Origin of the sequence: Myxococcus sp. CA033 (genome assembly GCF_013336625.1) — a bacterium.
GTDB lineage: Bacteria > Myxococcota > Myxococcia > Myxococcales > Myxococcaceae > Myxococcus > Myxococcus llanfairpwllgwyngyllgogerychwyrndrobwllllantysiliogogogochensis.
In genome coordinates this window covers 253,612-279,704 of sequence record NZ_JABUMU010000007.1, presented here as the reverse complement: position 1 = coordinate 279,704, position 26,093 = coordinate 253,612, and the positions used below count along the sequence as shown (strand labels likewise).

26 protein-coding genes are annotated in these 26,093 nt (G+C 69.0%); 20 read left to right on the top strand and 6 right to left on the bottom strand.

What is annotated here, in order from left to right; translation table 11 throughout:
• The first annotated feature begins 18 nt into the window (after window positions 1–18).
• From HUA78_RS20360 to HUA78_RS20350, 3 genes are read left to right on the top strand one after another with little or no spacing between them, the layout of a single operon-like run.
• Complete coding sequence (locus tag HUA78_RS20360) at window positions 19–1,335, top strand: pitrilysin family protein (protein ID WP_141646480.1); 1,317 nt, start codon at window positions 19–21, stop codon at window positions 1,333–1,335.
• Between the two features lie 8 nt (window positions 1,336–1,343).
• Window positions 1,344–2,786 carry a pitrilysin family protein gene (locus HUA78_RS20355; protein ID WP_174455478.1) on the top strand — a complete coding sequence of 481 codons (1,443 nt, stop codon included), beginning with the start codon at window positions 1,344–1,346 and terminating at the stop codon, window positions 2,784–2,786.
• The gene (locus HUA78_RS20350; protein ID WP_174476953.1) at window positions 2,783–3,481 is read left to right on the top strand and encodes an RluA family pseudouridine synthase; all 699 of its coding nucleotides are present in this window, start codon (window positions 2,783–2,785) and stop codon (window positions 3,479–3,481) included. Before HUA78_RS20355 ends, HUA78_RS20350 begins: the two co-directional genes overlap by 4 nt.
• A 9-nt stretch (window positions 3,482–3,490) precedes the next feature.
• On the opposite strand, the gene HUA78_RS20345 is transcribed toward HUA78_RS20350, so the two are convergent.
• From HUA78_RS20345 to HUA78_RS20335, 3 genes are read right to left on the bottom strand one after another with little or no spacing between them, the layout of a single operon-like run.
• Window positions 3,491–4,261, bottom strand: coding sequence for a hypothetical protein (locus HUA78_RS20345; protein WP_174476952.1), 771 nt, complete (start codon window positions 4,259–4,261; stop codon window positions 3,491–3,493).
• Window positions 4,258–5,652: a hypothetical protein gene (locus HUA78_RS20340; RefSeq protein WP_217442534.1), complete on the bottom strand. Its 1,395-nt coding sequence runs from the start codon at window positions 5,650–5,652 to the stop codon at window positions 4,258–4,260. Before HUA78_RS20340 ends, HUA78_RS20345 begins: the two co-directional genes overlap by 4 nt.
• 24 nt (window positions 5,653–5,676) lie before the next feature.
• A complete protein-coding gene (locus tag HUA78_RS20335) occupies window positions 5,677–6,234 on the bottom strand; it encodes a hypothetical protein (protein ID WP_141646475.1) in 558 nt (185 codons plus the stop codon).
• 198 nt (window positions 6,235–6,432) lie between these two features.
• Between HUA78_RS20335 and HUA78_RS20330 the strand changes: the two genes are divergently transcribed.
• The 17 genes from HUA78_RS20330 to HUA78_RS20250 all read left to right on the top strand — a co-directional run bounded on the left by HUA78_RS20330 (window position 6,433) and on the right by HUA78_RS20250 (window position 22,028).
• Window positions 6,433–7,248: an ABC transporter permease gene (locus tag HUA78_RS20330; RefSeq protein WP_141646474.1), complete on the top strand. Its 816-nt coding sequence runs from the start codon at window positions 6,433–6,435 to the stop codon at window positions 7,246–7,248.
• A gap of 53 nt (window positions 7,249–7,301) precedes the next feature.
• Window positions 7,302–8,039, top strand: a complete 738-nt coding sequence (locus HUA78_RS20325; RefSeq protein WP_141646485.1) for an ABC transporter ATP-binding protein — start codon at window positions 7,302–7,304, stop codon at window positions 8,037–8,039.
• A 100-nt stretch (window positions 8,040–8,139) separates the two neighbouring features.
• On the top strand, window positions 8,140–9,669 hold the full coding sequence (locus tag HUA78_RS20320) for an MlaD family protein (RefSeq protein ID WP_141646473.1): 1,530 nt from the start codon (window positions 8,140–8,142) through the stop codon (window positions 9,667–9,669).
• Window positions 9,670–9,783: 114 nt separating this feature from the next.
• Window positions 9,784–10,710, top strand: a complete 927-nt coding sequence (locus HUA78_RS20315) for a PfkB family carbohydrate kinase (RefSeq protein WP_141646472.1) — start codon at window positions 9,784–9,786, stop codon at window positions 10,708–10,710.
• 102 nt (window positions 10,711–10,812) lie between these two features.
• Entirely contained in the window at window positions 10,813–11,166 is a 354-nt protein-coding gene (locus HUA78_RS20310) for a TIGR02266 family protein (RefSeq protein ID WP_141646471.1), read from the top strand.
• A gap of 26 nt (window positions 11,167–11,192) precedes the next feature.
• Window positions 11,193–11,924 carry a metallophosphoesterase gene (locus HUA78_RS20305; protein WP_141646470.1) on the top strand — a complete coding sequence of 244 codons (732 nt, stop codon included), beginning with the start codon at window positions 11,193–11,195 and terminating at the stop codon, window positions 11,922–11,924.
• Between the two features lie 55 nt (window positions 11,925–11,979).
• A complete protein-coding gene (locus tag HUA78_RS20300; protein ID WP_141646469.1) occupies window positions 11,980–12,696 on the top strand; it encodes a hypothetical protein in 717 nt (238 codons plus the stop codon).
• Window positions 12,697–12,709: 13 nt separating this feature from the next.
• Window positions 12,710–13,552, top strand: coding sequence for an archaetidylserine decarboxylase (asd, locus tag HUA78_RS20295; protein ID WP_141646468.1), 843 nt, complete (start codon window positions 12,710–12,712; stop codon window positions 13,550–13,552).
• Window positions 13,553–13,578: 26 nt separating this feature from the next.
• Window positions 13,579–14,847 carry a histidine--tRNA ligase gene (hisS, locus tag HUA78_RS20290; protein ID WP_217442540.1) on the top strand — a complete coding sequence of 423 codons (1,269 nt, stop codon included), beginning with the start codon at window positions 13,579–13,581 and terminating at the stop codon, window positions 14,845–14,847.
• Window positions 14,848–14,984: 137 nt separating this feature from the next.
• Entirely contained in the window at window positions 14,985–15,392 is a 408-nt protein-coding gene (locus HUA78_RS20285) for a S24/S26 family peptidase (RefSeq protein WP_256434350.1), read from the top strand.
• Window positions 15,389–15,685, top strand: a complete 297-nt coding sequence (locus HUA78_RS20280; protein ID WP_141646465.1) for a PqqD family protein — start codon at window positions 15,389–15,391, stop codon at window positions 15,683–15,685. Before HUA78_RS20285 ends, HUA78_RS20280 begins: the two co-directional genes overlap by 4 nt.
• Complete coding sequence (locus HUA78_RS20275) at window positions 15,685–16,227, top strand: hypothetical protein (protein WP_174455485.1); 543 nt, start codon at window positions 15,685–15,687, stop codon at window positions 16,225–16,227. Before HUA78_RS20280 ends, HUA78_RS20275 begins: the two co-directional genes overlap by 1 nt.
• 16 nt (window positions 16,228–16,243) lie before the next feature.
• On the top strand, window positions 16,244–19,342 hold the full coding sequence (locus tag HUA78_RS20270) for a PQQ-binding-like beta-propeller repeat protein (RefSeq protein ID WP_174476978.1): 3,099 nt from the start codon (window positions 16,244–16,246) through the stop codon (window positions 19,340–19,342).
• A complete protein-coding gene (locus HUA78_RS20265) occupies window positions 19,339–19,518 on the top strand; it encodes a hypothetical protein (protein ID WP_217442545.1) in 180 nt (59 codons plus the stop codon). The genes HUA78_RS20270 and HUA78_RS20265 overlap by 4 nt, the downstream gene beginning before the upstream one ends.
• On the top strand, window positions 19,506–20,408 hold the full coding sequence (locus tag HUA78_RS20260; protein ID WP_174476949.1) for a hypothetical protein: 903 nt from the start codon (window positions 19,506–19,508) through the stop codon (window positions 20,406–20,408). Before HUA78_RS20265 ends, HUA78_RS20260 begins: the two co-directional genes overlap by 13 nt.
• Window positions 20,401–21,327 carry a tRNA (adenosine(37)-N6)-dimethylallyltransferase MiaA gene (miaA, locus tag HUA78_RS20255; RefSeq protein WP_174476948.1) on the top strand — a complete coding sequence of 309 codons (927 nt, stop codon included), beginning with the start codon at window positions 20,401–20,403 and terminating at the stop codon, window positions 21,325–21,327. The genes HUA78_RS20260 and miaA overlap by 8 nt, the downstream gene beginning before the upstream one ends.
• A 74-nt stretch (window positions 21,328–21,401) precedes the next feature.
• Window positions 21,402–22,028, top strand: coding sequence for an HdeD family acid-resistance protein (locus tag HUA78_RS20250; RefSeq protein ID WP_371745615.1), 627 nt, complete (start codon window positions 21,402–21,404; stop codon window positions 22,026–22,028).
• A 147-nt stretch (window positions 22,029–22,175) separates the two neighbouring features.
• On the opposite strand, the gene HUA78_RS20245 is transcribed toward HUA78_RS20250, so the two are convergent.
• The 3 genes from HUA78_RS20245 to HUA78_RS20235 form a co-directional block, all read right to left on the bottom strand.
• Window positions 22,176–23,912, bottom strand: a complete 1,737-nt coding sequence (locus HUA78_RS20245; RefSeq protein WP_174476947.1) for a response regulator — start codon at window positions 23,910–23,912, stop codon at window positions 22,176–22,178.
• A gap of 48 nt (window positions 23,913–23,960) precedes the next feature.
• Window positions 23,961–24,917 carry a diguanylate cyclase gene (locus HUA78_RS20240; protein ID WP_141645883.1) on the bottom strand — a complete coding sequence of 319 codons (957 nt, stop codon included), beginning with the start codon at window positions 24,915–24,917 and terminating at the stop codon, window positions 23,961–23,963.
• Between the two features lie 397 nt (window positions 24,918–25,314).
• Window positions 25,315–26,061, bottom strand: coding sequence for a lipopolysaccharide assembly protein LapB (locus HUA78_RS20235; RefSeq protein ID WP_174468232.1), 747 nt, complete (start codon window positions 26,059–26,061; stop codon window positions 25,315–25,317).
• Window positions 26,062–26,093: the final 32 nt, after the last annotated feature.

Sequence of the window (26,093 nt, the reverse complement as noted above, 5' to 3'; positions counted from 1 at the left end):
TGTATACGTTGGGGGCCTATGCGCAAGGCTTCCACGAAGTCCGCTCCCGCCCGCGCCGCGGACCCCGCCCTCCAGTCCCTGTTCGACGTGCACGAGGCCACGCTGCCCAATGGCCTCCAGGTCCGCCTGCTGGCCAACCACCTGGCCCCCGTCGTCAGCCTCTACACCTTCTTCAACGTGGGCAGCCGCAATGAGCGCCCCGGCATCACCGGCATCAGCCACCTGTTCGAGCACATGATGTTCAACGGGGCCAAGAAGTACGGCCCCAAGATGTTCGACAAGACGCTGGAGTCCAACGGCGGCAGCTCCAACGCGTACACGTCCCACGATGCGACGGTGTACTACGACGACTTCTCCTCCGACGCGCTGGAGACGGTGCTGGATTTGGAGTCGGACCGGATGCGCTCGCTGCGCATCTCCCAGGACATGCTCACCAGCGAGCGCGAGGTGGTGAAGGAAGAGCGCAGCGTCCGCATGGACAACGACATCGGCGGGATGATGGGTGAGGAGCTGGATTCGCTCATCTACAAGGCGCACGCGTATCGCTGGCCGGTGATTGGCTGGTTGGCGGATATCGAAGCCATCAGTCGCGAAGACTGCCAGGCGTTCTTCCGCACCTACTACGCCCCCAACAACGCGATGCTCTACATCGCGGGCGACATCGACCCGAAGAAGACGATGGCCCTGGTGCGCCGCTACTACGGCGACATTCCCCGAGGCCCCGCGCCGCTGCCCGTCATCAACGCGGAGCCCGAGCAGCGCGGTGAGCGCCGCGCCACCGTGCGCCACCCCGCGCAGTCCCCGGCGGTGATGATTGGCTACCGTGGGCCCGCCGCGCGCAACGAGGAGACCCTGGCCCTGGACGTGGCGCAGTACGTGCTCACGAAGGGAGAGGGGAGCCGGCTGGTGCGCTCCATGGTGTACGAGCAGAAGGTGGTGGTGGGCGTGGGGCTCGATTGGAGCTGGCGCATCGACCCCGGCACCATCCTCTTCTTCCTGGAGCTGAAGCCCGGCGCGGACCCGCAGAAGGCCGAGGCGTCGCTGTACGCGGAGCTGGAGAAGCTGGCGCGCGACGGCATCACCGAACGCGAGCTCCAGAAGGCGCTCAACAACCTGCGCTCGGACCACCTGCGCGAGCTGGGCACCAACAATGGCCGTGCCCACGCGATGGGCAACTACGAGGCGCTGCTGGGCGACTGGCGCCACGTCCTCACGCTGCCTTCCGCCTATGCCGCCGTGACGAGCGAGCAGGTGAAGGCCGCCGCCGCGAAATACCTCCTCCCCGAGCGCCGCTCCGTCGTGACGCTGGTGCCCGCGCCTTCTGAAGAAAGCTGATTGCCTCCATGGCCTCCCGCAAGAGCCGAACCCCGAAGTCCGCCCCCCGCGGCGCCGCGAAGAAGAAGACGCCGGCCCGGGCGACGAAGTCCGCACCTCGCAAGGCCGCGCCCGTGAAGAGCTCGGCCAGTCGCGCCCTGGTGTTCCCCACGCTGCACGAGAGCACCACGTCCAGCGGGCTGCGCGTGGTCGCCGCCGAGCGCGGCCCCTTGCCCATGGTCTCCATGCGGCTGGTGATTCGCGCCGGCAGCTCCACCGACCCCGCGGGCAAGCATGGCATCGCGGACTTCGCGGCCCGGTTGCTGCGCCGGGGCACCCGCCGCCTGAACGCGGAGGCCATCGACGAGGCCGTGGAGTTCGTCGGCGCGAGCCTGGGCGTGGGCGTGGGCGAGGACACGCTGTCCGTCGCCATCACCACCCCGGCCGAGCACTTCGCGCAGATGCTGGGCATCATGGGCCAGCTCGTGCAGGAGCCCAGCTTCCCCGAGTCGGAGGTCGTGGACGCGCGCGACAGGGCGCTGGCCCAGTTCGCCAATGACCTGGACGAGCCGTCCGTCATCGCCGACCGCGCCATGGTCCAGGCCCTGTGGGGGAATCATCCCTATGGGCACGACGTGAGCGGCTCGGTGAAGACGGTGAGCACCTTCACGCGTGAAGACGCGGTGCGCTTCCACCAGGAGCGCATGGGGCCGAAGATCGCCATGCTCGTGGTGGTGGGCTCGGTGGACCCCAAGCGCGTGGCCGCGGCGGCCGAGGAGTCCTTCGCCGGTTGGACGGGCGGACCCGACGCGCCCATGGTCATCCCGCCGCTGACCAAGGTGGCGAAGGCCGGCAAGGTCATCGTGGTGGACAAGCCGGACCAGACGCAGTCGCAGGTGCGCATGGGCGGCCCGGGCTACCGCATGGGCCACGAGGACTACTTCCCGGCCACGTCGATGAACGTGGCCCTGGGCGGCGGCTTCACCTCGCGCCTGATGAACGAGGTCCGAGTCAACCGGGGCCTCACGTACGGCATCGGCTGCTGGTTCGACGCGATGAACGCGGCGGGCATCTTCGCCCTTTCGACGTTCACCAAGACGGAGTCGACGCGGGAGATCATCGACGTGTCGCTGGCGGAGATCGCCAAGATGCGCGACTCCGGAATCAAACCGGGCGAACTGCGCGACGCGCAGGCGTACATGGGCGGCCTCTACCCGCTGCGCACGGAGACGAACGAGTCCATCGCCAGCAGCATCGCCGACATGCGCCTGCACGGGCTGGGGGACGACTGGGTGATGAACTTCCGCGACAGGCTGCGCGCGGTGACGCCGAAGCAGGTGGCCGTGGTGGCGAAGAAGTACTGCTTCGCGGAGCCGCCCACCATCGTCGTGCTGGGCAAGGCCGATGCGGTGAAGAAGCAGCTGCGCGGACTGGGGCCCATCTCCGTGGTGCAGGCTTCGGAGTACGAGTGACCGAGGTTCGCATCCTCTTCGAAGGAGGAGGACTGCTGGTGGTGGACAAGCCGCCCGGGGTGCCTGTCATCCCCGGGCGTGATGGCGGTCCATCCCTGCGCGATGCGCTGGAGGCACAGCGGGGCCAGAAGATCTTCGTGGTGCACCGGTTGGATCGCGACACCTCCGGTACGCTCCTCTTCGCGCTCGACGCCCAGGTGCACCGCTCGCTCTCCGTGGCCTTCGAGGCGGGCAAGGTGCGCAAGCGCTACGTCGCGCTGGTGGAAGGGCGAATCGATGCGCCGAGCCTCGTGGACGCGCCGCTGGTCGCCGCGCGCAAGGGCCGCATGCGCGTGGCCCGTCCGGGAGAAGCGGAGGCGAAGCCCTCGCGCACGCGCGTGAGACCGGTGGAGAGCTTCGACCGCGCCACGCTGGTGGAAGCCGAACCCCTCACCGGACGCACGCACCAGATTCGCGTGCACCTGCTCTCGCTGGGGCACCCGCTGCTGCTGGACCACCAGTACGGCCGCGACACTCCCTGGCTGGAGAAGGAGCTGGGAGGGCAGGGGGAAGCCGTGGCGCTCGCGCGCACGCCCCTGCACGCGGCGCGGGTGGAGTGGCCCGCACTACCCGGAGTGGAGGCCCGGGCGGTGGAGGCTCCGCTGCCTCCGGACATGGCGCGCGTTCGCGAGCTGCTGCGCCTCACGCTGGCCTGACGCGGCGGACTACTTCACCTTGAAGCTGTTGGAGTTGCCCTCGACTCCGAAGCGGTCCATCACCGTCAGCGTCACGTTGTCGCCCTGGACGTCCAGGGTGATGGACTGCGTGCAGACCCCCGCGACGAACTGATCCAGCGACGTGGGGCTGACGCCCCCGTTGGACTTGTTCACGGTGAGGTCCAGCTTGTCCTCGAACTCCGCCGCGCGAGGGCCCAGGGCTCGGACCGTGATGACGAAGGGCTGGCCCCGGGTCTGCTCCTGCACCGACTCGAACTCGAAGCCGGTGATGTCCCCTGGCTGCATCGGCGTCCCCGGAGTCGGCCCTCCATCCTGCTCCGGACCTCCATCCGCGACGAAGATGCCTCCGTCGGGGACCTCCTCCACACCGCCGTCCTCGTCGGTGCCGTCCCCGTCGAGCAGGGTGAAGCCTCGTTCACGGCGGGCCTCCCGACCGTCTGCGAGGACGACGCGGACATCGTGTTCTCCCGGGGGCAGCAGCTCCGGCACATCCGCCGAGAGCGTGCCGCTCTCGTCGATGTCGTGCAGGGGCGCTTCCACGGAGCCGAACCACAGTCGCGTCCCGGTCCCCGCGCGCGCCTCCTGGCGGGAGTAGTCCACGCGGATGGGGAACACCGCGTCGAGCGTTACGCGGATGGTGCCGGGATAGCCGACCTGCGCCTCTCTCGGACTCACGGCGATGATGGTCGGAGCCGGGAGCACCGCGCTCGAGCCGCAAGCCGCCAACAGCAGCGCGAGGATCACGGTGACGCGAGTCATGGCTCGAACCTCATCCCCAGCAGCGCGGCCACACCGCCGAGCTGCGCGTCCAGCAGGGGCGTGCTCGCTGGCGCCCACGCGCCACGAAGCTCTCCCAGCGCGCTCCAGCGCCCGAACCGGTACGCGCCCTGGACGGCCAGGAACCCCATGCCGGAAAGCTTGCTCTCTTTCACTTCCGCCTGGAAGTCGCTGCGGAGTCGATGACGGAAAGGCGCCAGTCCACCTCCTGCTCGGCCGTACAGGGTGAACGCGGCGAACTGGAGCACCTCCGCGCGCACCGATGCGAGGACGGGCACCGCCAGCACCTGGGAACGCACCGCGCCAAGCGTGCCCACCGTCCCGTTGAACGTGGCGCCCCGCATGCCCACCTCCAGCTCCGCCGCGAACCGTCCGTTCCACCACGGCGCGGTGAGCGACACACCCAGCGCGCCGAAAGGGCCCGTGTTGTCTCCGCTGGCGAACGAGCCCCCCGCCAGTACCTGCAGCGCCGGACGCCATGTGCCCTGAGCTTCCTCCGCGAGGGGAGACACGGGCACGAGGTCCTTCCGCGAGGGCACGCGTCTCACGTCGGCCCGGGTCCGAGCCACTTCCGCCCCCGGCGATTGCACGCTCACCGTGACGGAGGAGGCCTCGGGCGCTGGCACCACACGGAAGCGCGCGACGTTGGCTCCTCCCCGCACGGGCTCATACCGGGCGCCCTCGACGGACAGCTCCAGCGCAGCCAAGTTGAGTGGTCCCCCACCCGCGACGAACAACCAGCCTCCCTCGGCGGGGAGGGGAGAGGGCGTGAGCACCGCGACGCGTGGGCTCGCGCGGGGCGCATCCAGGGGCGTGGCCGCATCGGTGCGCAGCTCACCTCGAGTGGCGAGCACGCGCGCGGACACGACACCGGGAGGCACCTCCACGGGGACCCGGGCCTTGCCTCGGGCATCCGCCTGGATGGGGCCGAAGCGCTTGTCGCCGAGCAACACCTCGACGGTGGCGCCAGGCGCGGTGGCCACGTCGAGCGTCGTCTGTCCGAGCAACCCGAGCCGGAACAGCGTCACCCGGGGAGGGCCGTCACCGGCCTCGACCCAGAACGCGAACACCGCCACCAGGGGGTGCCGCACGGGAGGGGGCGTCCAACGGAAGGTGCGCCGGGCACCGCCGTCCAGTCGCTCCTCCGCGAACCGCCCCGACGACGCCGCGGCCCGCACCGGCCCCGCGCCTGGAGGAACGCGGACCTCCAATGCGACGGCCAGGTCCCGCCCCAGGACGACCCGAGCGGGAGCGGCGCGCACCTCCAGGCCGGAGTCCGGAGGAGCCGCCGCCAGGGCCGCCGAAGCGGCCAGGGCCAGCACGAGGAACGGCAGGAAGGGCGGCGAGCGGGTGCGCACGAGCGTGCCGCCCAACTTCGCCCTCCCGCCTCGCCTCGGTCAATCCCCGGTTGCGGGGGATTCCTCGACGGGCGCTTCCGCCGGGACTTCTTCAGCGGCGACCTGCGGCTTGTCCGCGGGGCCGGTCGCCTGCCGGACGGGCGGGCTGAAGGCGGGCTTCTCCGAGGGCGCGCCGCCACGGCCATGCACCAGCGTCTTGGTATCGGTGCGGAAGGTGAGGTCCACCTTGTCGCCCCGCACCGCCGTCACCAGTCCCACGCCGAACGTCGGGTGCTGGATGACCTGATCCACGCTGTACGTGTCCTTCGGGCTGTAGCGGGGCGCGTTGGCGACGTCCCTGCCAGCCAGCTGCTCCTCGAAGGAGATGATGATCTTCTCCGCCCTGGTCAGGCCACCCGAGGCCCGGCTCGCGCGCGGGGTGGGAGCAGGGCGGTCCGTCGTGCCCGGGGCGCCTCGGTAGGCGTGGTCCCCGTTGCAGGTGTTACAGCGCACCCGAGCGATCTTCGTTCCCACTATCGCCAGGATGGTGTGCGCGAGGGTGAGCTTGCAGCGGGTGCAGTATGCGTCCACCTCGCCGCCGACCTTATGAGTTGCCATGTTCGTCTGAGTTCTCGGCCCGGTGCGCCTCGCGGGCACCGGGCTTGGAAAGAAAGGGGCGCGGAACATAAACGCATCGCTCCGAAGTGAGGTAGTCCCTTCGTCGCCCGCCCGCCTGGTGGTATCGCTCCCAGGCCTGGGAGGGAACACTTCGCTTGTGCCCCCCGTCGTGGCACGTAAGAGTAGGCGCCTGACCGCATGACCACGCAGACCCCCAGCAAGCCGGCCCGCGAGCCAGGGATTTTCACCCAGACGGTGGCCGGCTTCGGCAAGGGCCTCATCGACGTCGTCAGCACCATTGGCGGCGTCGTGACGCTGGCCATCGACGTGGCCCGCTGGAGCGTCCGGCGCCCCTTCCGCCTCCACAACCTGTTCGCCCAGCTGGACTTCGTGGGGGTGGGCTCCATCTTCATCGTCGGACTGACGGGGTTGTTCACCGGCATGGTGTTCGCCCTCCAGACGTCCGAGGCCTTCGCGCTCTTCGACGCGGAGAGCCTCGTCGGCCCCACGGTGGCGCTGACGCTGACGCGCGAACTGGCGGCGGTGTTCTCCGCGCTGATGGTCACCATGCGCGCCGGCTCCGCCATGTGCACGGAGCTGGGCACCATGCGCGTCACCGAGCAGGTGGACGCGCTGGAGACCATGGCCGTCAACCCGGTCCAGTACCTGCTGGTGCCCCGAATCCTGGCGGGCCTGTTCATGGTCCCCATGCTGACCATCCTGTTCAGCACCGCGGGCATGACGGGCGCCTACTTCGTCGCGGTGGGAGGCCTGGGAATCTCCCCGGGCACCTTCCTGACGCGCACCCAGCAGTGGCTGGAGCCGGTGGACATCTACGAGGGCGTCATCAAGGGGGCCGTGTTCGGCGTCTCCGTGGCGCTCATCTGTTGCTACAAGGGCTTCAACGCGTCGGGCGGCGCCAAGGGCGTGGGTCAGGCGACGACCGAGGCGATGGTGGCCAGCGCCCTGTCCATCTTCATCCTCGATTTCCTCGTGGGCATCGTGATGCACTGATGGCTGCCTCCGGTCCTCCGTCCGAAGACAACGCCGGCATGTCCACGAAGCCGATGATCGAGATCGTGGACCTGCACAAGACGTTCGGTGAGAACAAGGTCCTCACCGGCATCAACCTCAGCGTGCCCGCGGGCAGCACGTGCGTCATCCTCGGCGGCTCCGGCTCCGGGAAGACGGTGCTGATGAAGCACATGATTGGCCTGCTCCGCCCCGACAGCGGCCAGGTCATCATCGACGGCGAGGACATCATCCCCATGGGGGTGCAGAGCCTCCAGCGCGTCCGCAACAAGTTCGGCATGGTGTTCCAGGCCGCGGCCCTCTTCGACTCCATGACGGTGTTCGAGAACGTCGCCTTCCCCCTGCGCGAGCACACCCACCTGTCCGAGGACGAGCTGTACGCCAAGGTCCGCTCCAAGCTGGACTTGATGGGGCTCAAACGGGAGGTGGAGTCGAAGTTCCCGTCGGACCTGTCGGGCGGCATGCGCAAGCGCGTGGGCCTGGCGCGCGCCGTCGTGTTGGACCCGAAGATCGTCCTTTACGACGAGCCGACCACGGGGTTGGACCCCATCACCACGGACTACGTGGATGAGATGATCCTGGCGGCGCAGAAGGGGTTGGGCGTGACGAGCGTGGTCATCAGCCACGACATCTCCTCGGCGTTCAACGTGGGGGACCAGATCGCGTTCCTCTCCAAGGGCGTCATCGTGGCGCACGGCCCTCCGGAGCAGCTGCGCGAGTCCCAGCACCCGGCGGTGAAGGTGTTCCTGGAGACGTGGTTCGGGAAGAACTGAGGGCAGGGGCCCCGGGAGGCTCCGCTTTCAGGAAAATGTGGCACTCCAGATGCAAAACGTTAGAGTCGCGCCCGGCCGGTAGCCCTCGGAGTCACATCAGGTGAAGAAGCTCGTTACGCCCTTCCGTGTTGGCCTGCTGGTCATCGCCGCGGGGGCCTTTTTCGTCACCTTCGTGCTGTTCGCACGCGAAGGCGGCCTGAGCGACAGCGACTCCACGCGCGTGTGGGCCTATTTCCGGGACGCGTCTGGCCTCGCGGTGCGCGGCCGGGTGCAGATCGCCGGCATCCGGGTGGGAGAGATTGACGACATCATCCTGGAGGGCACGCGGGCGCGCGTCGTCCTGAAGATCCGCGAAGACGTGGACCTGCGCGAGGACGCGGTCGTCACCAAGCGCTCGGAGTCGCTCCTGGGCGACTACCTGCTGGACTTGAATCCCGGCACGGAGAACGCCCCCAAGCTGGAGAACGGCGGGCAGATCCGCCGGGTCATCGACACGCAGGGCATGGAGGCCATCTTCGAGTCGCTGTCGCAGATCACCTCCGACATCCAGCAGGTGACGGGCGCGCTGCGCGAGGTGCTGGGCGGAGAGCGCGGCGCCGGCTCGCTCCAGCGCATCGTCGAGAACCTCGTCCGTCTGTCGGACTCCGTGGACGCGACGGTGCGCCGCAACGCGGACCGGCTGGACGTCATCCTCGCGAACTTCGAGGGGGTGTCGACCGACGTGCGGACCATCACCCAGAACAACCAGGCCGACGTCGGCCGCATCGTCGACAACATCGAGTTCATCACCCGCGACGTGCGCGAGGTGCTCGCCAGCGTCAAGAACATCGTCGGGAGCGGGGAGGGTGACTTCAAGGAGAGCGTCGCCAGCCTGAAGCAGACGCTGACCAAGCTGGACAGCACGCTGGGCAACCTGGAGGAGATCACCCGCAAGGTGAAGGACGGGGAGGGCGCCGCGGGCGTGCTGCTCACCGACGAGAGCGTGGGCCGCGAGGTCCGCGAGACGGTGCAGGACGTGGCCCGCTTCGCCGCCAAGCTCACCGACCTCCAGACGGAGGTCGGCATCCAGAGCAGCTACCTGGCCGCCCAGGGCCGCTCCAAGAACGTCTTCTCCGTGCGGCTCATCCCCAAGCCGGACAAGTACTACCTGTTGGAGCTGGTGGACGACCCGCGCGGCACCGTGACGACGGAGACCGTGCAGACCAATCCGCCGTCCGAGGGCGACCCCGTCATCCAGACCCGCAAGGTGACGAAGGAAAGCCTGCGGATCAGCGCGCAGTTCGCCAAGCGCTGGTACTTCACCACGCTGCGCGTGGGCCTCATCGAGTCCACCGGCGGCGTGGGCGCGGACCTGCACCTGTTCGACGACGCCCTCACGCTGAAGATGGACGCCTTCAACTTCGCGGCGGACGAGCTGCGTTATCCCCGGCTGCGCGCCACGCTGCGGGCTCAGGCGTTCGACCACCTGTTCGTCGTCGCGGGCATGGACGACATGCTCAACGCCCAGCAGCGGGACACGGCAACGCAGCGCCTCATCGCCGGCCGCGATTTCTTCGTGGGCGGCGGCCTGTTCTTCACCGACGACGACCTGAAGGCCATCCTCACGGCCACGGGCATCCCCACCCCCTGATCGGGTTTTCACGGCTGCGCGGCTTGACGCCAGCCGTGAAACCGCGTACCCGGCACGGGCACGGGGTTCCTGGCAGGGCACCGTGCCCCCCTCTGTATTTCCAGGAAGCTCGCAATGTCCCTCCTTGTCGTCGGCTCCGTCGCATTGGACTCGGTGGAAACCCCCTTCGGACAGAAGGAGGACGTCCTCGGCGGGTCCGCCACCTACTTCTCCACGTCGGCGTCGTTCTTCACTCCCGCGCGCATCGTCGCCGTGGTGGGCGAGGACTTCCCTGAAGCTCACGTGAGCTTCCTCAAGGGGCGAGGCATCGACCTGGAGGGCCTCACCCGCGTGCCCGGCCGCACCTTCCGCTGGAAGGGCCGCTATGGCTACGAGCTGAACGAGGCGAAGACGCTGGACACCCAGCTCAACGTCTTCCAGACCTTCTCGCCCGAGCTGCCCGCGGCCTACCGCGACACGCCCTACGTCTTCCTGGGCAACATCCACCCGGAGCTGCAGGCGCGCGTGGTGGATCAGGTGCGCTCGCCGAAGCTGGTGGCCGCCGACACGATGAACTTCTGGATCCAGGGCAGCCGCGAGGCCCTGCTCAAGACGCTCCAGCGCGTCAACCTGCTCTTCGTCAACGACGCGGAGGCGCGCCAGCTGGCCGGTGAGCACAACGTCGTGAAGGCCGCGCGCGCCATCCTCGGCATGGGTCCGCAGCGCGTCGTCATCAAGCGCGGCGAGTACGGCGCGCTCCTCTTCGAGAAGGACCACGTCTTCGCCTGCCCGGCCTTCCCGCTGGCGGAGGTCTTCGACCCCACGGGCGCCGGTGACACCTTCGCGGGTGGCTTCATGGGCGCGCTGGCCACGGCGACGTCGGACATCGACTCGACGGTGCTGCGCCGGGCCATGGTGATGGGCAGCGTCATGGCCTCCTTCACCGTGGAGAAGTTCAGCCTGGAGCGCCTGCGCGAGGTGACGCATCCGGAGATTCGCGCTCGTTTCGCGGAATTCAGGAAGCTGACCCATTTCGACGACCTGGGCCCGCTGGAGCGTTGAGCGCCTGGAGGGTGAGGTGGGGTCCCAGCTCACCCACGAACTTGACGGTGGATTCAGGCCGTCTCTAGGCTTCCATCCTTTGGTGCTCGGGAAGGAAGAGGGTTGAGCGATAACCGAAAGTCCGCACGGGTACCCACCTTGCTGCGCTGCTGGTGCGAGGGAGACAACGTCACCCTGTATGCCCGCATCACGAACCTGAGCGAGGGAGGTCTGTTTCTCCGGACGAGCACTCCGCTGGCGCGAGGTGCGCGAGCGGTCCTCCGGCTGACGCCCGCGGAGGATCCCGAAGTACAGGCGGCGGCCACGGTGGTATGGCTGAGGGAAGAGGAGGACCGGGCCTACCCGCCGGGGATGGGGCTCCAGTTCGAATCGCTGGATGCGGAAACCTTGGGGCGGCTCCGGCGGATTATCTCGCAGCAGCAGAAGAACCCCGTGAAGGCGGTCTGGGCCGGCTGAACGCGGCGCCACCGACCGAGGCATCCATGCGCATCGCCGTCATCTCCGACATCCACTCCAACATCGAAGCGCTCACCGAGGTGCTCCGGGTCTCCGAGCATCAGAAGGTCGACCGCATCGTGTCCCTGGGGGACATCGTCGGTTACGGCGCGTCTCCCAACCCGTGCTGCGAGCTGGTGCGCTCGGTGGCGGAAGTCACGCTGCTGGGCAACCACGACGCCGCGGTGGCGGGGCGGATGGACTACTCGTACTACTACGACGCCGCCCGGCACGCGCTGGACTGGTCCGCCAACGTCCTCACGGACGAGAACATGGCGTGGCTGCGCAGCCTTCCGTACACGTACCGCATTGGCGAGGTGGGCTTCTGCCACGGCTCGCCCATCGACCCGAAGGCGTACGAGTACATCTTCGCGCTGGAGCAGGCGCGGGAGCTGACGCCCTACGTGGAGGAGCTGCCGGAGGTGACGTTCATCGGCCACAGCCACCTGTGCCGGGCGTTCGCCATCGGCAATGGCGAGGTGAACGACGTGGTGGCCCAGAAGTTCGGCATCCGCAAGGGCTACAAGTACATCATCTCCGTGGGCAGCGTGGGCCAGCCGCGCGACTACGACAACCGCGCCTGCTTCGTCATCTGCGACACGGATGCGCGCACGGTGGAGTACGTCCGGGTGGAGTACGACATCGAGACGTCCGCCCAGAAGATCTTCGACGCCGACCTGGCGCTCAACTTCGGCAAGCGCCTGTTCCTCGGCGTTTGACGCGGCGCTTTCTGAAAACTGGGCACGGCGGGGGGAAATGAAATAAACCGGGTGCGTGCGCCCCCAGGTCCTCCGAGCATCCCTCCGGCCCTTCGCGGCCCTTGTTTCCGCCCTCCTGCTGGTGTTGTCGGCCTGCCGTCGCGAGCCACCACCGCCGTCCGCTGAGTACGAGCAGGCCACCCGCCAGTTCCGCGAGCTGTACGCGCAGAAGCTGGATGACGCCTATCTGGACCCGCAGATGGGGTCCATCGAGGCGAAGCTCCAACGCGTGCCCCAGGACAGCCTGGATGCGCCCTCCGCGCAGGAGCTGCTCCAGCGCATCCAGAAGAACCGGGCGCGCATGCAGGAGGCCCTCGTCGCGAGGCAGAAGGCAGTGGCCAGCGCCCACGAGGTCGTCCCGAACGCGCCCTCCACCACGCTGGCACCGCCGCCGCCTCCTCCTCCCGCCGAGGCCGTGGACGCCGGTCCTCCAGACGCCGGCCCGGTGAACGGCCCCCAGACTGGCACCCCGGCGAACGAGCTGGTCGCCGGCTTCCGAGGCTGCTTCAAGCGTGGCACCCCCATCAACGTGGAGGGGCGCGGCATCCGGGACGCGTGGGAGCTGACTGACAGCACGGCCTGCCGCCTGGAGTACCCCGGACATCCCGACACGGTGCTGATCGTCGAAGAGGGACGGGTGTTGATGTTGTTGCCCAAGAGCTCCGTGCGGACGGTGACGCGGACGCTGGATGCCGGGACGGAGCCCCCCGCGGGGACCGACGCCGGCCGTTAGTCAAAGACGCCCCATGAACGAACAGACCTTCATGAAGTTGATGCGCGTGTTGCCCAAGTCCGCCCTGTCGACGGCGGTGGGCATGGCCACGCGAGTGCCCATTCCCGCGCCCGTCCACCAGGCGGCCATGCGGGCGTTCGCCAAGTCCTACAACGTGGACATGGCGGAGGCCGAGCACCCCATCGAGCACTACCCCACGTTCGCGCAGTTCTTCACGCGCGCCCTCAAGCCGGGCCTGCGCCCCATCGACCCGGACGAGAAGGCCGTGGTGTCCCCGGTGGACGGCCGCGTGTCGCAGGTGGGCTATTCCGAGCACGGCCGGTGCCTGCAGGCCAAGGGCATCGAGTACACGGTGGATGAGCTGCTGGGGGACGCGGAGGCGGCGAAGCCCTTCCACGGTGGAGCCTGGACGACCATCTACCTGTCGCCGCGCGACTACCACCGCATCCACTCGCCGCTGGCGGGCACCATCACCGGCTATGCGTACATCCCCGGTGAGTTCTGGCCGGTGAATCCGGCGTCGGTGAAGAACAAGCAGTCCCTGTTCTGCGTCAACGAGCGGCTGGTGACCTACCTCCAGACGGCGGCGGGGCAGTGCGCCGTGGTGAAGGTGGGCGCCACCTGTGTGTCGCGCATCAAGGCGTCCTACGAGGACATCACCACGCACACGGGCCAGCCGGGCAAGGTGCACCGGTATCAAGAGGGCTACAAGGTGGAGAAGGCCGGCGAGCTGGGTCGGTTCGAGATGGGCTCCACCGTCATCCTGTTGTTCGAGCCCGGCCGCGTGAAGTGGGAAGCGAGCCTCCAGGAAGAGGCGGTGCTTCGGCTGGGGCAGCGCATTGGAGTCATCCCGTGAGTCAGACGCTCAGCGCCGTCAAGGGCATGAACGACCTGCTGCCAGGCGAGATTGAGATCTGGCAGCACGTGGAGGGCCTGGCGCGAGAGCTGTTCGGTCGCTTCGGTTATGGGGAGATCCGCACGCCCATGCTGGAGGACACGGCGCTGTTCGTGCGCAGCGTGGGTGAGGAGACGGACATCGTCGGCAAGGAGATGTACACCTTCACCGACAAGAACGACCGCAGCCTGTCCCTGAGACCCGAGGGCACGGCCCCGGCGGCGCGCGCGTACATCGAGCACTCCATCGTGAACAAGGAGCCGCTGACGCGCTGGTTCTACACGGGGCCGATGTTCCGGTACGAGCGGATGAAGACGGGCCGCTACCGGCAGTTCTATCAAATCGGCGCGGAGGCCTACGGTTCGAAGGAGGCCGCCCAGGACGTCGAGGTGATGGACATGGTGGCCCAGTTCCTCCAGAAGCTGGGGCTCCAGGACATCACGCTCAATCTCAACTCATTGGGCGACGAGACGTGCCGGCCCGCGTACCACATGAAGCTGGTGGAGTACCTGCAGGCCCACCGCGAGGAGCTGTGCTCCGACTGTCACCGGCGCATGGAGAAGAACCCGCTGCGGGTGCTCGACTGCAAGAACCCGACGTGTCAGGCGGTGGCCGCCAAGGGCCCCAACGTGCTCGAGTTCCTGTGCGAGCCGTGCCGCGCGCACTTCGATGACGTGCAGCGCAAGCTGACGGCGCTGGACATCAAGTTCGTCGTCAATCCGCGCATGGTTCGCGGCCTGGACTACTACACGCGCACCGTCTTCGAGTTCATCGCCTCGCACCCCGCGCTGGGCACCGCCAGCACGGTGGGCGCCGGTGGCCGCTACGACAAGCTGGTGAAGAGCCTGGGGGGGCCGGACGTGCCCGCCGTCGGCTTCGCGTGCGGACTGGACCGCCTGGTGCTCCTGCTCAAGGAGAGCCAGCAGAAGTTCGGCGCGACACCGGACCTGTTCATCGCGGTGGCGGATGAGGGCTCGCATGACGCGGCCTTCACCCTGGCGAGCCGGCTGCGGCGCGACGGCCTTCGAGTGGACTTCGACACGCGCGGCGGCAGCCTCAAGAGCCAGATGAAGCGCTCGGACAAGAGCGGGGCGCGTTTCACGCTCGTGCTCGGGGAGTTGGAGCGCACCAGCGGGCAGGCGAAGCTCAAGCAGATGGCCGGAGGGGAGCCCATCCCCGTGGCCCTGGATGACATCGCGCGGACGGTGCGGGCCCACTCGGCCGCTCCCCGGGCGGACGCCCTCAGCGCCTCGTGAGGTTGTAGTCGAGGGAATTCAGGACTCCCCGCGATTCAGTCCAGCCCGGAGGGGTCTTGTAACCTCCGGGAAATTCAAGGGGAATCCAAAGGGACTCATTCGCGCCGCCCTGGCCGGTGGAGTAGACTGGCTCGGAAATGTCGGGTGAGTCCCCCACCTCCGCTTCGCCTTCGGCCTTTCGCTGGATTCCCGTACGGGGAGACAGCATGTGGCCATCGTTGCGGGCAGGGGACTTCGCTGGTGTGGAGCCGTTGTCTGGCGAGCCACGGCCGGGTGAGGTGGTGCTGGCGCGGTTCGACGACGCGCTCGTCCTGCATCGGGTCCGCGCGGCGGGGAAGGGCGTGCTGTCGCTGCGCGGGGACAATGCGCCGGCGGAGGACCCTCCGATTCCCGCGTCGCGCATTCTCGGGCGCGTGACGTGTGTCCGGCGGGGCGCGGTGGAGCTGGGCGCGGAGTGGGACCGGGGGCCGTCGCGGCTCGGTCGGGTGCGCGCGGTGGTGCGGGGCAGGGTGGCGCGGTGGCTGGGACGGGGAGGGCGCTCATGAGCGGCGACTTCTCGGCGGACCATCTTCCGCGGCGACGGGTGGGGGCGGAGGGACAGCGCTTCGGCGCGGACTTTCTCCTGCTGGACGCGGAGGGGCGCACGTTGCGTGGCCTCAACGCGACGGCGGTGCGAATCTGGGAGCTCAGTGACGGGACGCGCTCCGCGCGCTCGGTGGCCGACGTCGTGGCCCGCGAGTTCTCCATGGACGTGGGCCAGGTGCTCACGGACACGTTGCGGTTTCTCACGGACCTGGCCCGACTGGGCCTGGTCGACGAGCTTCAGGAGGTACGGTGATGCGAGCGCGCATTGCGGCGGGCTGCTCGGCGGCGGCGCTGCTGCTGACGGCCTGTACGGAGAGCGGAATCTCTCCCCGGGTGTTCGACTGGACGGATGCACCCGCGGAGGGCACGCCGCCCGCCGTGGAGCCCGTTGCTCCCACGGACGTGCTGGGCGAGGAGAGCGAGGCCGCCCGGCCTCCGACGGCTGAAGCCGCGGAGGGAGAGCCGATGCCGACGCCCGTCTCCGGGCACGCGGAGGTGGTGGGGCTGGACGCGCATGGCCTGTCGGACGTGTCCCAGGTGGACGTGGACCTGACGGTGAGCGGCGTGCGTGGCAAGGGCCGCGTGGAAGTCGAGTTCGTGTCGCCCTCCGGCCATCCGTACGAGCGTCGCACCTCAGTGGTGGAGGCGAAGCCGGACGTGACTCGCACCGTGCGCTTCTCGCTGCCCGTGGCCGGAACGACGGTGGCCACCTCCGGCATGAGCGGGACATGGCAGGTTCGCTTCTTTCTCGACGGCGCGCCGCTGACCACGGCCGCCTTCACCCTGGAGCCGTGACGTGAGGCCTTCCGCCATGATTCCCACGCTGAACGCCCGCCTCGCCGCGCTCGTCGCGGTGCTCGTCCTTCCTTTCGCCGCGCTGGCCCAGAGTACGACCCGCGCCGCCGTCTTCACGACGCTCGCGGAGCCCGGGGAGACCCAGGCGACAGTGGTGATGGATGAGGTCTCCGAGCTGCGCGTCCAGGTGCGCAACAACACCCGGAGCACCTCGCCGCTGTTCCGGCCCATCAACCAGGTGTCGTTCATCCTGCCCACCGGATACACGCTGCTGGAGAGCCCGGCGCCCGCGGGTTGGGTCGCGGACCACTTCATCGCGACGCGACAGGTGACGTACAACATCCCGGTCAACTGCGCGTTGGCGGACGCCGGTTTGATGCAGGACCAGACGGCGACCTTCACGCTGCGGATGATTCCGCAAGTGACGGCGGCCAATGCCACGGGCCAGCGGTTCACGACGCTGACGGCCTTAGAGGCTTGCGGAAACCAGTCCTTCACCACGAATCGGACGACGGCCGCCGCGGAATGGCGGCGCGTGGGATTGTCCACGCGGGTCGACATCCAGCCACGGGTTCTTCCCGTGGGCGACGACATCACCGCGCGCCTCGTCATCGAGAACCGGACCAGCCAGACGGCCGCCCAGAACAACATCACGGCGGAAGGCCCCAGCACCGGCGTGGGCGGTGTCTCGTTCGAGGTCGTCGAGGTCCAGCCCGCCAACTTCCAGGTGAACATTCCCCTGCGCGGAGCGGGCATCCTCTCCGCGCGGGCCACGACGCAGACGGGTGGGACGATGGTGGCCAGCGTCCGCGCCACCAGCGGGAGCGGCTCGGTCACCTCGGCCGTGGCCGACACGCCCATGGCCAATGTGGGTGTGCTCGCGGCCTCCGGTGACGTGGACAACGTCCAGGCCTTCGTGGGCGAGACGGTGAAAGTGCGGCTCAGCGTCACCAACACGTCCACCACCGCGTCCTATCTGAACGTGACGCCCCGTGCCCCCGTCTTTGTGGGCACTGCCGTGGCGGCCCTCGCCTCCGGCCCCAATCCCGCGAGCGTGTCGCGCCTGGCCCCCGGCGCTTCCGCGCACTTCATCTGGAGCTACACCCTCACTGGCGCCGAGTTCTCCGACTTCGCCTTCGATGTGCAGGCGGATGCGACGTTGAACGGGAGCGCCGCGACGACCCAGGTCGTGCGTTCGGGACAGGGGCGCATCGTGACGCATCGCCTGAAGGCGAGTCCGTCCGTGCTCGTTCCGGGCGTGCCGAATCAGCCGGTGGTCTACACGGTGCAGAACCGGGGGACGCTGCCGATCGAGCAGGTCACGTTGCTCCGGCCCGCCGTGAACTTCTTCGCGTTCGTCAGCGGCAATCCGGCGGCCCCGGCGGGGTGGTCCATCTCGAGCAGTGCGACGAGCTTCACCTGGACGGCGAACAACAATGCCGCGCGAATCATGCCCAACCAGGAGCGCGCCTTCACCGTGACGTACGCGAGCGTCGGAAACGTCACCGCGCCCACGGCGTTCCGCCACCGGATGCATCTGCCTCTCGTATACGCGTCCGACTCGGCCGCGCGCATCGAGGCCCCGGTGACCATCGCCACGGGCACTGCGCCGGAAGTCGAGCGGCTCACCGCGGTGGCTCGGGATGCGAGCGTGACGGTGACGTGGGACAACCCCGCGGTTCACAACGGCGTGCTGGTGCTTCGTTCCGCGGGGGCCGCACCCAACACGCTGCCGGTCGCCGGTCGGGCCTACGCCGCCGGCTCGACGCTTGGCAACGCCACCGTCGTCGCCTCCGAGAGCTTCACTTCGACGTCCTCCATCACCGACACCACCGTCGTCAACGGCACCACGTATCACTACCGCGTGTTCAACACCGATGACGTGGGACGGTACTCAGCGGGCAGCCGGCCCACGGCCTCGGCGGCGCTCATCGCGACGCCCCAGGCCCGCGTCGGCGCGGCGCCGTTGTGGTGCTACTCGGTGGGCCTGGATGCTCGCCTCCAGCCCATCACCGAGCTGGGCGTGGGCATCTTCAGCTCCTTCAACGACTCGGTCGTCGCCAACCTCACCAATGTCACCACGCCCTCGGCCGACGGTGCCGAGCGCTGGCGTCCGCTTCCGCTGTCGGGCCTCATCGGCAGCCGCTTCCCGGTGGTGCCGCTCAATGGCCTGGCAGGCCAGTACATCCTCACCGCCGACCAGTCAGGTGTCGCCTACGCGCTCAACGCCACCACCGGCACGGTGCTGTGGCGCTGGGACAACACCGGCGCACCCATTGGCACCATCCAGTCCTTCCCCGTGACGCAGCTCCACGACTACGCGAACGCCGCATACAAGGCCGCGCGGCCGAACCTGGACCTGGCGTTCTTCGCGACGCGGCTGGCGAACCCGGCCCTGAATCGCGTGGTGGCGCTCAACGCGCGCACGGGCACGCCGGTCTTCACCTACCAGCCCGGAGACCTGGGCATGGTGAGTGGTGGCATGGTGGTCGACTACACCACCAACCGCCTCTTCATCGGCTCGAAGACGCATGGTGGAACAACGGCGTCGCTCCGCGTCCTGGACACGCTGACCGGCACCGAGGTGACGCGCCTCTCCCTGGGCGACCTGGAGCACAGCCTGGTGCGCAACGCCGTGGCGAATCAGATCTTCGCGACCAACAGCGACGGCGTCGTCCACGCCATCGACGCGGGCACCCTGACGTCTGTGTGGAGCGCGAATGTGGCGACGCGTCCCTCGCCGAGCACGCCCGCGTTCACCAGCTTCGTGCGGCCCCTGGGCGGAGGCTTCGTGGCCAGCCTCGCGAGTGGCAGCGTGGAGTTCTGGGACCACGTGACGGCTGGGGAGACGGCACCCTCTCAGGTGTGGACCACGCCCATCGCGAATCCCTCCGGCACCTTCACCCTCAACTCCAACGGCGTCGTCCGCATCTACGTGGGCAGCTCCGACGGGAAGGTGCATCAGCTCGAGATGATTGGCGGCGTGGACTCGCAGCAGGTGTCCATCGGCGACACGCAGCTCATCGGCACTCCGACCATCGACACCACTGTTTCCCGACTGCATGTGGGCTCTCAGGACGGCCGCATCTGCGCCTTCCCGGTACCGTTCCCGTGAAAATTCCCTCGACTCCTTTGTCCTCTCCGTCGCCGTCGACGGAGGTTCCTCGGACTGCTTCCACCGAGGCTGTTTCGCGCTACGAGGCTCCCGCCATCCTGTGGGAGCAGCCCTTCGTCGCGCTCGCGGCCATGTCCCAGTGCAACATCCCCGGCGAGTCGGAGTGCACGCCCTGAACGCATCGGGAGCCGGCCCGTCCGGTCCCCAGCGCTCCGGCGGTTCCGACGAAGACGGCCTGGAGACGTCAGGCCCATGGCTCTCCATCGCTGGATGGACCGTGGGCCTCCAGGTGCCAGACTCCCGTGTCCGGGAGCTGCTGCACCGCTCCCTGGCGGGCTTCGTCATTGCTCCACCCTTGGCCGGTGTCCGAGTCTGCCGGCTGCGCGTCGCGGCCCCCTCCGTGGCCCGCCCCGAGCCGACGACCCGCGAGCTGCCCCGACCCTGGCGCGAGCAGGATGGCTCGCTCCGGCTGGAAGGCGAGGACTACTCGGCGAGACTCGACGCGGACGGCCTCCGTGGTGAGGTGGTCGGCGCGGGTCGCTTCCCCGTGGAGGTGGTGCTGCGGGTGATGCTGGCGGCGGAGTTGGCGCGTCGCGGTGGCCTGTTGGTGCATGGCGTGGCGCTCGTGCATGGCGACGCGGCGGCGCTCTTCACGGGGCACTCGGGCGCGGGCAAGAGCACCCTGGGTGGGCTGTGGATGGACGCGGGCGAGGCGCTGCTCTCGGATGAGCTGGTGGCGGTCTGGCCCGATGCGATGGAGGGCTCATGGCGAGCCGCGGGGACGCCGTGGAACCTCGGGTTCCCACGTGAGGCCCGGCTGCGCGCAGTGGGGACGTTGGCCTGGGATTCGAACTCGCGCTGGGAGCGACAGCGTGCCGGGGACGTGGGCCGGGTGCTGGTGCACAATGCGCTGTTGTCGGAGGCCTCCTCCGAGGGCCGGGCTGCGCTGCTCGCCTCGGCGGGGAGGTTGCTGTCGGACGTGGAGCCGGTGCGTCTGGTGTTCTCGCGAGATGCGTCCGCCGCCACCGTGGTGCGTGAGGCCCTGGGAGTGTCGGGACATGGGTGAGGCACAGGAGGGGAGACCGACGTTGACGGTGCTGGCCGGGCCGACGGCGTCGGGGAAGACGTCGCTCGCCATCGAGGTGGCGCGTCGCCTGGGTGGGGAGATCGTCAGCGCGGACTCGCAACAGGTGTACCGGCACTTCGACGTCGGCACGGCGAAGCCTTCGACGGAGGAGCTGGCCGAGGTGCCGCATCACCTCGTGTCCGTGGTGGACCCGATGGAGACCTTCTCCGCCGCCGAGTACCAGCGTCGAGCGGACGCGGCCATCGCTGACATCACCGGACGCGGTCGGCCCGTGGTCGTCGTGGGAGGCACGGGGCTGTATCTGCGCATCCTGCTTCACGGCGTGGTGGACGCCCCGGGAGCGCTCCCGGAGCTGCGCGCGGAAATGGATGCGCTCGCGGAGGAACAGGGGCGCGAGGCCGTCCATCGCCGGCTGGCGGAAGTGGACCCGGAGACCGCGGCGAAGCTGCCCATTCAAGACCTGGTGCGAGTGGTCCGCGCGCTGGAGATCCACGCGCAAACGGGCGTGCCCGCCTCCGAGTTCCGCAAGGCCCATGCGTTCGCTCCGGACCGGTATCCCTTCCGGTTCTACGTGTTGGACCCGCCGCGAGAGGAGCTGTACGGCCGCATCAACGCGCGCACGGAGGCCATGTTCGCGTCCGGGCTCGTGGAGGAAACCCGGGCACATCTGGAGCGAGGCCTGGGTGATGCCGCCCCGATGAGAAGCGTAGGCTACGTGCAGGCACGTGCGGTGGTGGAGGGCCGCCTGTCCGTGGACGAGGCGATTCGAGACACCGCGCAGGAGACGCGACGGTACGCCAAGCGCCAGCTCACCTGGTTCCGCAAGGAGCCGGGCGCCGTCTTCATCCAGCCCCCGTATGCCTCCCTGCGCGAGAGCACGCCGAGCGCACCGGGCTGAAGTCACCCTCCAGGGAGGGGCGGGGAGGGGAGGAGCGGGAAGTGAGGCTGTTGTCCCCGTGCTCCAAGGCACCCATGTTCGCCGCTGAATCTTTCCTCCAAGGGAGGCGGACCGACATGGACACCAGTTACAAACGTGAACCCGCGACAGGTGACAGAAGCAAGGCCGCCTCAGCGGCATGGGGACCGCCATTCGTCCTGGGGCTCTTGATGGCCGTCCTCGGCTTCGTCGCGCTGGGGGCCTCGTTCCTCACGAGCCTGGTCTCCGTCATCCTCTTTGGCGCGTTGCTGGCCGGAACGGGCATCGCGGAGATTGTCTCCTCGTTCCGTGTCCGCAAGGCCGGCGGGCCCTTCTGGCTCTATCTGCTGAGCGGCGTGCTCTCCACCGTGGTGGGCTTCTTCGTGCTCGTGTATCCGGCGGCGGGCCTGGGGGCGCTGACACTCCTGCTTGCTGGCTACTTCTTCGCCAGCGGCCTCTTCCACGTGGTGACCTCGCTGATGGACCGGTATCCCCAGTGGGGCTGGGACTGCGCCTATGGCGCCATCTCCATCGCCCTGGGTGTCATCGTCATGGCGCAGTGGCCGGTCTCCGCCGTGTGGCTGGTGGGCACCCTGGTGGGTATCTCCATCCTCATGCGTGGCATCGCGCTCATGGCCGGCTCGCTGGAGCTGCGCCGAGGCCTGCGTCGCATCGCCACGTAAGCGGGCGCTCGCGGAACGAACGAGGGGCACGGCGGCCAGGAGGCCCCGTGCCCTTCCTCGTTGGCGTGCGGCGTCGCGCGCGCGTCACCCCGTCACGCCCCGGTGCGGGCACGGTGGACTGAAAGGCACCGTGCCGAGCACAGCTCCCTAGGAAGCGGCGTAGCGGTCCGAACCACCCGCATCGGTCGGCTGTCGCGTCGTCGCGTCAGCCGTGGTGCTGGGCGAGGCCAACCGGCCGGTGAGGATGCGCAGCAGTCGCTCCGGATCCACGGGCTTGGGCAGGAAGGCCTCGGCCCCCGCGTCGAGCGCTCTCTGGCGAACGTGCGGACGATTCAAGCCGCTCATCACCACCACGCGCGTGCTTCGCGTGAGGGGATGTTGCTTCAGACCTTCGCACAAGCGCAGCCCGTCCACCCAGTGCAGCACGACATCGAGGATGATGGCCGTGGGCGGCCGTCGAGCCACGGCGCAGAACAGCGCCAGCTCGTCCGCGAACGACACCACCTTGGCGCCCGTGCTCTCCAGCAGCGCCGTCAGCGCCTCACGCGCGTCGGGGTCATCGTCCACGACGTAGTACAAGTCGGGCTCCAACTCCGGCACCGCCATGGGCACGGGCTCCATCGTCGTGCGCAGCCAGGAGCCCACCACCTCACGCAGGCCCGCCCAGCGCATCGCCCCCAACAGGGCCAGCGGCGTGGGAGCACTCAGGCCCAGCACTCCACCCCCGTAGACACCGGACGACGTGCGCCGTCCCTTCGCCGCGACGAAGGCCCCAGGCGCTCGCTTCCCGGCGCGCCGCAGCCACGACGCCGCGCGGGCTCCGGCCGCCGCGTCCTCCATCAGCTCGCACAGGCCCTCGCGGACGTAGCGACGCTCCAGGGCCGAGCCATCCAACCCTCCATCCAGCAGCGCCACCGCCGCCCGGCTGCACGAGGCCAGCGTCTCCGACAGCCCCACCTGGAGCGGATGTCCGAACGCGGCGGGGCCCACGGCGATCTGTCCCGGCGCCACCAGCGTGCGCCCCGGCCCGTAGGGCAACCGGGTCGTCTCCAGCGCGGCCAGCTCGAACCCTTCCTCCAGCAGTCCATCGCGGGCGGCCATCATCAGCGCCTGGCACAGGTCGGCCGGCGTCACCGAGGGGCCAAAGGCCAGCGCATAGACAGAGTCCGCGCCCGGCAGGAGGAACAGCCCCTCCACCGTGGGAAGCGGCGCCACCCACAGCCGAGCCACGGGGGCGATCTCCAGCCGCGGCGAAGCGTGCCGCAGCCGTGCCTGCACGGCCGCCACCGTGGGCGCGGGGCGGAAGCCCGGGAAGAACGCGTCACCCATCATCGGCCCCGCGCCACCGGCCAGGGCCACCGCATGGAAGCGCTCTCCGCCTCCCTGCGCTCGGACCACCAGCGGCCCGGCGCCTCTCACGGACGCGGGCGCATCCGGGGCCGCGGGTTGACGCTCCACCCGGTCCACGTGCCGCTCGAGGAAACGTGCGCCCTGGGCGCTGGCCGCCGTGGCCAGCACATCACGCACCTGGGCCAGTCCTCCTTCTCCATGGGGCCAGCCGTCCACCACCCAGAGGCCACCGGGGGAGGCGGTCAGCAGCTCGCGACGTCCCTCGGCGATGATCTCCACGCCCCGCAGTTCGTGGGCGCGCCACTCGGTGGGGATGCGACAGCCCAGCGCGGCCAGGCGAGAGCGACACTCGGGTGTCAGCACCGCGGGAGGCGCGGTGCGCTCGGACAGTCCCCCGGAGTAGACGCGCACATCGAGCGTCAGCCCCCGTGCCCTGCCGTTGAAGAGCAGCGAGGCCGCCAGCCCCGCCCCCGCGATACCGCCCCCGACGACCGCCACCCTCGAACCGCTCGTCAGCCTGTTGCCCAGAATCATCCGCGCCCTCTAGCTTCCCGCCGTCGCCTGCTTCGTCCCGCCCCGCGCTCAGTGTCGTTGCACGGGCGGCGCGAGCGCCGGACGGCCGAACACCACGACCCGGTCACGCCCTTCGCGCTTGGCCTCGTAGAGGGCCGCGTCCGCCGCCTTCATCAGCGCATCCGTATCGTCCCGGGGTGTTTCCAATGTGTGGTCGGCGATGCCGACACTCACGCTCAACCCGAAGGAAGCAGGGCGGCCGTCGCTCTTCTGCACGCCGACGGAATGCAGCCCGGTGCGGATGCGCTCGGCGAACACCGCCGCTTCCAGCGCCGTCTGGTGGGGAAGGAGCGCCACGAACTCGTCGCCGCCGAAGCGCGCCGCGAAGTCCGACTCGCGCAGATTGCCCTTGAGCTGGTTGGCCAGCGCGAGGATGGCCCGGTTGCCCACGTCGTGCCCCATCCCGTCGTTGATGGCCTTGAGGTGGTCCAGGTCGATGACCACCACGCTGAGCGGGTAGCCGTAGCGCTGGGCCCGGCGCAGCTCCTCTTCGAGCCGCACGGTGAGGGCCCGGAAGTTCGCCAGCCCCGTGAGGGCATCCGTCTGGGCGAGGATCTGAAGCCGCCGCTGCTGTTCGCTCTGCCGCAGCGCCCGGTCGATCCGTGCCATCAGCTCCCTCGCGCTCGCCGGCTTGTGGATGAAGTCCACCGCCCCCATCTCCAGGCAGCGCTCCAGGGTGGCCTCGTCCGCGTCCCCGGTCAGGAAGATGACCGGCGTCGACTCCGTGCGGGAGTCCCGCTGCAGCGCCTCCAACACCGCCAGCCCATCCCCGCTGGGCAGGAATCTGTCCAGGAGCACCAGGTCGGGACGATGTTCGCTCGCCAACTCCAGCCCCACGCCCGCATCCGCCGCGCCCAGGACATCGAAGCGCGAGGCGAGCAGGTCCGACAGGCTCTCCAACACGCTCGCGTCATCCTCGATGACCAGGAGGAGGGACCGCTCCGAGGTGCGCCCTCGCCGTTGCATGAACCTCTCCGCTTCGTTGATCTCCCGATGATTCGCGGTCCAGAGGTCTCGGATGCCACGCCCCACCAGGTGCTCTCGCCGCCCCTGCGCCCCACGCGCATCCGCCACCGCCCGGTCCTGCGAGCACCCATCCCCACCCGCAACCTTCACCCGAGACCTCCGGCCGCCAGGCCCGACTGCTGTGCGCGGCGGGTGTCATCCCCGTCGGCGCGCGTGGGCGAAGAGCAAGCAGCATGCCCTTGGAGCAGGCATGCGGCCGGGAGTCATTTCAGGGGGTTGCGATGCGAACGCTTCCTCGCAACGAAGGCGGATCGGAAGTCGTTCCAGCGTCAGGGCAGGGGAGGCGGTAGGAATTCCCGGGCGAAGGAGGGCGCGCACGCCCCCCTCGCTCCTGGGATCAACGTCGGGTAACGAACTGCATGCGGCGTCCACCACCGCCCATGGGAGGCATCGTCGGCGGGGCCTCGAGCCCGAACTGCCACCACAGCGGCTCGTAGGGCTTCATCTTCAGCCGCTTGTCGTTCTGGAGCTGGGCGAGGCTGGCCTTGAGCTTCTCGTCCTTCGGGTTCTCCTCCACGCCCCGGCCGAGCACCTTGAGGGCCTCGTCCTTCTCCTTGTTCTGCAGGAGGCACCAGGCGTAGACGGCCCAGACGATGGCTTCCTTCTTCCCGCTCTTGGAGGCGGACTCGAAGGCGGTCTTCATCCCCGCGAAGTCCTTGCGCTGGTAGCGCAGGGCACCCTCCATGGCCTTCGCCATGTAGTTGCGGGAGCTGCCCTTGCTGAAGGCCGCCTGCGCCCCGTCATGGTCCTTCACCATGTACTTCAGCATCCCGATCTGCGCGTGAATCTCCGGACCCACCATGAACTGCCACTTGTCATAGACGAGTCCCTTCTCGAGCGTCTTCACGGCCCGGTCGACCCGGCCCTGCGCGTCCTTCTGACTGGTGGGCTGGGACTGGAGGTCCTGTTGCACCGTCGTCATGAGTGCCTGGATGCGGGTGGCGACCCGCCGGGCCAGGAAGATGAAGGTACCGAGTGCGGCGATGAGGCCGGGCACCAGGCCCGCCCAGATGGAGAAGCCGGCGAACTTCACCAGCAGCGCGACCACGATTCCCACTGCCAGCGAGATGAGCAGGTTGTACATGCGGGGGCCCTCATAGCGATGTGCGTCCGGCA

Excerpts from the sequence above, each read along its gene's own strand:
- HUA78_RS20355 (WP_174455478.1), top strand. The coding sequence starts at position 1,344 with ATGGCCTCCCGCAAGAGCCGAACCCCGAAGTCCGCCCCCCGCGGCGCC.
- HUA78_RS20275 (WP_174455485.1), top strand. The coding sequence starts at position 15,685 with ATGCGAGCGCGCATTGCGGCGGGCTGCTCGGCGGCGGCGCTGCTGCTG.
- HUA78_RS20325 (WP_141646485.1), top strand. The coding sequence starts at position 7,302 with ATGATCGAGATCGTGGACCTGCACAAGACGTTCGGTGAGAACAAGGTC.
- HUA78_RS20240 (WP_141645883.1), bottom strand. The coding sequence starts at position 24,917 with ATGCAACGGCGAGGGCGCACCTCGGAGCGGTCCCTCCTCCTGGTCATC.
- HUA78_RS20270 (WP_174476978.1), top strand. The coding sequence starts at position 16,244 with ATGATTCCCACGCTGAACGCCCGCCTCGCCGCGCTCGTCGCGGTGCTC.
- HUA78_RS20250 (WP_371745615.1), top strand. The coding sequence starts at position 21,402 with ATGTTCGCCGCTGAATCTTTCCTCCAAGGGAGGCGGACCGACATGGAC.
- HUA78_RS20360 (WP_141646480.1), top strand. The coding sequence starts at position 19 with ATGCGCAAGGCTTCCACGAAGTCCGCTCCCGCCCGCGCCGCGGACCCC.
- HUA78_RS20280 (WP_141646465.1), top strand. The coding sequence starts at position 15,389 with ATGAGCGGCGACTTCTCGGCGGACCATCTTCCGCGGCGACGGGTGGGG.
- HUA78_RS20305 (WP_141646470.1), top strand. The coding sequence starts at position 11,193 with ATGCGCATCGCCGTCATCTCCGACATCCACTCCAACATCGAAGCGCTC.
- HUA78_RS20245 (WP_174476947.1), bottom strand. The coding sequence starts at position 23,912 with ATGATTCTGGGCAACAGGCTGACGAGCGGTTCGAGGGTGGCGGTCGTC.
- asd (WP_141646468.1), top strand. The coding sequence starts at position 12,710 with ATGAACGAACAGACCTTCATGAAGTTGATGCGCGTGTTGCCCAAGTCC.
- HUA78_RS20345 (WP_174476952.1), bottom strand. The coding sequence starts at position 4,261 with ATGACTCGCGTCACCGTGATCCTCGCGCTGCTGTTGGCGGCTTGCGGC.
- HUA78_RS20335 (WP_141646475.1), bottom strand. The coding sequence starts at position 6,234 with ATGGCAACTCATAAGGTCGGCGGCGAGGTGGACGCATACTGCACCCGC.
- HUA78_RS20315 (WP_141646472.1), top strand. The coding sequence starts at position 9,784 with ATGTCCCTCCTTGTCGTCGGCTCCGTCGCATTGGACTCGGTGGAAACC.
- HUA78_RS20285 (WP_256434350.1), top strand. The coding sequence starts at position 14,985 with ATGTCGGGTGAGTCCCCCACCTCCGCTTCGCCTTCGGCCTTTCGCTGG.
- HUA78_RS20235 (WP_174468232.1), bottom strand. The coding sequence starts at position 26,061 with ATGTACAACCTGCTCATCTCGCTGGCAGTGGGAATCGTGGTCGCGCTG.
- miaA (WP_174476948.1), top strand. The coding sequence starts at position 20,401 with ATGGGTGAGGCACAGGAGGGGAGACCGACGTTGACGGTGCTGGCCGGG.
- hisS (WP_217442540.1), top strand. The coding sequence starts at position 13,579 with ATGAACGACCTGCTGCCAGGCGAGATTGAGATCTGGCAGCACGTGGAG.
- HUA78_RS20330 (WP_141646474.1), top strand. The coding sequence starts at position 6,433 with ATGACCACGCAGACCCCCAGCAAGCCGGCCCGCGAGCCAGGGATTTTC.